The organism is Companilactobacillus crustorum JCM 15951 (assembly GCF_001434585.1).
Taxonomy (GTDB): Bacteria; Bacillota; Bacilli; order Lactobacillales; family Lactobacillaceae; genus Companilactobacillus; species Companilactobacillus crustorum.
In genome coordinates, this window is sequence record NZ_AZDB01000087.1 from 1 (window position 1) to 663 (window position 663).

Annotated in this window: 1 protein-coding gene; it reads right to left on the minus strand. The window is 32.6% G+C overall.

Annotated features, from left to right (window positions below):
• Window positions 1–142 precede the first annotated feature (142 nt).
• Window positions 143–663 (minus strand): helix-turn-helix domain-containing protein (locus FD26_RS10765; protein WP_057868413.1); only part of this gene is annotated, 521 nt, incomplete at its 5' end.

Here is a 663-nt window from a genome sequence, read left to right on the forward strand (position 1 = left end):
TATGTTTTAACAATGAACTCGTTTAATTGAGCGTATTTATCTGTTTTATCAGTTTTACTAAGGCGTTCATAATAAGTTGATCTTGGCAGATTGACCTTAATTAATAACTCGTTCAACTTGTATTTTTTAAGTAATGATTTGACTAATTTTGCTTTTTCGAGTTGGGATCGTTTTCTCGCAAGGTCTTTAGTGCTTTTAAAATATCACGGTCCATTTCGGCATCATGTAGTTTAGCTTTTAGATCAAGAATTTCTTGTTTATATTTCTCTTCTTTTGTGGGATTTAAACGTGTTTGCTTCTTCTTTTTCTTGGCCATTAACGGTCGTCTCCCTCTGGGACGACGCCTTAATCCAATAACACCGTAGTGATTGTATCTATATATCCATGAATTAACCTGGCTAGGTGATATTTTGAAATAAATTGCAGTATCAAGGCGACTGATCTCATGTAGTTTATGATATTCTATCACGGATAATTTGAAATCTTGAGAATATTCTTTATGGGATTTTTTGGTTATCAAATAATTAAGTCCATTTGCTTCCGCTTCATGGACCCAGCGATAAATCGGTGATTTACTAGGCATTCCATATTTTTTCGATAATCCAAGTATAGAAATTTGTCCATCAAAATATTCATTTACTAATTTAACTTTGAATTCTGAAG